Genomic DNA, 2994 nt, shown 5'->3' with positions numbered 1-2994 from the left:
CAGTCACGGCGCCGGGCTGGCGGGGCTGGCGGGGGTGCTCGGCTGGGTGGCGTGCGCGCGCGGCTGGGGGATGGACGGGCCCTATGCCGCGCTGGTCAACCTGCTCGCCTGCGCGGTCCCGATGATCCTGTGGTCGGTGCTGGTCGACAAGGTCCATCGCCGGCCGAGCACCGGGCTGGACTGGTCGCGGCCCCGGCCATGGCGCGAGACGATCGACGTCAGCCTGACCAAGCTCGCCGCCTTCTGGGTGACCTGGGCCGGGATCGCGGTGATCTATGGCACCGGGCGATTCTATTGGGAGGGGAATTTCGCCTTTGCGATGTGGTGCTTCACCAACGCCGCGCCGATCCTCGTGCTCGTGTCGATCCCCTATGTCCTCTGGCTCGACCGCTATCTGGTCGCGCCGAAGGACGGAGCGTGGTCGCTCGGGGCATGGCTGACCGGGCAGCCGGGGGTCGATCGTGCTGCGCTCCACAACCACCTACGCAGCTGGGGAGTGAAGGCGTTCTTCCTCGCCTTCATGCTCGCGATCGTGCCGGGCGGGTTCGGCGAGTTCATCCGCGGCGACACAAGCGCGATCCTGCGCGACCCTGTCGCGCTCGCCAGGTGGCTGATCACCTTCATGTTCCTGATCGACGTCGCCTTTGCGACGGTCGGCTATGTCCTGACGCTGCGACCGCTCGATTCGCATATCCGCAGCGCCAATCCGTTCGCAGCCGCCTGGATGGCGGCCTTGATGTGCTATCCGCCGATCATCCTCATGAGCGACGGCGGACCGATGGACTATCACCCGGGCACGCAGGAATGGGACGTCTGGTTCCAGTATCACCCCGTCCTGCTGGTGCTGATCGGCGCGGTATTGGTCGCGCTGACCGCGATCTATGCGTGGGCGACGATGGCGTTCGGCCTGCGATTCTCCAATCTCACCAACCGCGGGATCCTGACGCACGGGCCCTATGCCTGGTCGCGGCACCCCGCCTATCTGTCGAAGAACCTGTTCTGGTGGCTGTCGACGATCCCCGTGCTGACGACGGGGACGCCGATCGACGCGATGCGCGCGACCCTGCTGCTCGCGGCGGTCAGCGGGGTCTATTACTGGCGTGCGCGGACCGAGGAGCGGCATCTCGGCCTCGACCCCGATTACCGCGCCTATAGCGACTGGATGGCGCGCAACGGACCGGTACCGCGCCTCCTGGCGTGGGTGGCGGGATCGCGCCGAGCGTCAGGCGCCTAGAAGCTTTCCACGCCGTATACCTTGGCGATATCGCCGCCCCAGACACCGTTGTATTTGTCGAGCAGCAGCTCGGCGGGGACCTTGCCCGAGCGGACGATCTCGCGCAGCGGATCGAGGAAGCCGGTCTCGTTGTCGCCCGCCTTGTTCAGGCGCGCGCGCGACGACAGGCCGGCACCCGCGATATCGAGCACCTGTGCAGCGATGTCGCGCAACTGGCCGCCACCTGCGATCGGCGCATTCAGCCCGAGCTTGGGCACGGCATCGCGCAGCGACTGGCGTTCGTCGATCGTCCAGTCCTTCACCAGATCCCAGGCCGCATCGAGCGCACCCTGATCGTAGAGCAGCCCGACCCAGAGCGCGGGCAGCGCGCAGATCCGGTTCCACGGTCCGCCATCGGCGCCGCGCATCTCGAGGAAGGTCTTCAGCCGCACCTCGGGGAAGGCGGTCGAGAGATGATCGGTCCAGTCGTCGAGCGTCGGCTTCTCGCCGGGCAGGACGCTGAGCTCGCCCTTCAGGAAGTCGCGGAAGCTGAGCCCCGCCGCGTCGATATATCTGCCGTCGCGGTAGACGAAGTACATCGGCACATCGAGCGCATAGTCGGTGTAGCGATCATAGCCGAAGCCGTCCTCGAACACGAAGGGCAGCATGCCGGTGCGGTGCGGGTCGGTGTCGGACCAGATATGGCTGCGATAGGACAGCATGCCGTTGGGCTTGCCCTCGGTGAACGGCGAATTGGCGAACAGCGCGGTGGCGAGCGGCTGGAGTGCCAAGCCGACGCGGAATTTCTTCACCATGTCCGCTTCCGACGCGTAATCCAGGTTCACCTGGATCGTGCAGGTCCGCAGCATCATGTCGAGCCCCATGCTGCCGACGCGCGGCATGTGCCGCAGCATGATCGCATAGCGCCCCTTGGGCATGATCGGCAGCTCCGCGCGGGTCTTGTCGGGCCACATGCCGAGACCGAGGAAGCCGATGCCGAGCTTTTCGCCCGCGGCCTTGACCTGTTCGAGATGACGGCCGGTCTCGGCGCAGGTTTCGTGAAGGGTCTCGAGCGGCGCGCCCGACAGTTCGAACTGGCCCGCGGGCTCCAGGCTGATGCTCCCGTCCGCACCGGTCATCGCGATGACGTTCTCGGTACCATCGGGGCCGCGCTCGAACACGGGCGCCCAGCCATATTGCTCAAGCTCGCCGAGCAGCGCGCGGATGCCGCTCGCCTCTGTGTACGAAGGCGCGCGATGGTCGTCTTTCGCGTACACGAATTTCTCGTGCTCGGTGCCGATCCGCCAGCGGTCCTTGGGCTTTTCACCACGCGCGAAGCTGGCGATCAACTGGTCGCGCGACTCGATCGTCGGGCTGGTCTTTGCAGGGGCGGTCTTGCTCGTCATCGCCGCGCCTTACGCGGCGATGAACGAGGGTGCTAGAGGGGATTCGGACCGGTCGGTAGCAATGTCACGCGACGGGTGACGGGACGGGCGGTTCGGCCGCCCAATCGCCCGCCGCCGCCATCCACAGCGCGACCGCCGCCGCCGCGGCGGTTTCCGCGCGGAGGATGCGCGGGCCGAGCCCGATGCCGACCGCCTGGGGATGCGCGCGAATCGCCGCGCGCTCGTCGGCGTCGAAACCGCCTTCGGGGCCGATCAGGATCGCCGCGGGACCGGCATGCGCACGCATCGTCGCCAACGCGGGCGCGCCGCCGGTCTCGTCGGCGAAGAACAGGATGCGATTGGCGGGCCAGTCGCGGAGCAGCGCTGTGAGCTTTG

Annotated in this window: 3 protein-coding genes; 1 reads left to right on the top strand and 2 read right to left on the bottom strand. The window is 67.5% G+C overall.

What is annotated here, in order from left to right:
- A partial coding sequence (locus sphsw_RS04450; protein WP_031439555.1) for a methyltransferase family protein occupies positions 1-1234 on the top strand: 1234 nt, incomplete at its 5' end.
- On the opposite strand, the gene sphsw_RS04445 is transcribed toward sphsw_RS04450, so the two are convergent.
- Both sphsw_RS04445 and sphsw_RS04440 read right to left on the bottom strand, forming a co-directional pair.
- The gene (locus tag sphsw_RS04445) at positions 1231-2619 is read right to left on the bottom strand and encodes a glutamate--cysteine ligase (RefSeq protein ID WP_031439554.1); all 1389 of its coding nucleotides are present in this window, start codon (positions 2617-2619) and stop codon (positions 1231-1233) included. The genes sphsw_RS04450 and sphsw_RS04445 overlap by 4 nt on opposite strands.
- Positions 2620-2683: 64 nt before the next feature.
- The coding region (locus sphsw_RS04440; protein ID WP_031439553.1) for an RsmE family RNA methyltransferase at positions 2684-2994 on the bottom strand (311 nt) is incomplete at its 5' end.

Source organism: Sphingomonas sp. FUKUSWIS1 (genome assembly GCF_000733135.1).
GTDB classification, from domain to species: domain Bacteria; phylum Pseudomonadota; class Alphaproteobacteria; order Sphingomonadales; family Sphingomonadaceae; genus Sphingomonas; species Sphingomonas aerolata.
The sequence above is the reverse complement of the archived record's forward strand: the minus strand, read 5'-3'. Positions and strand labels throughout refer to the sequence as shown.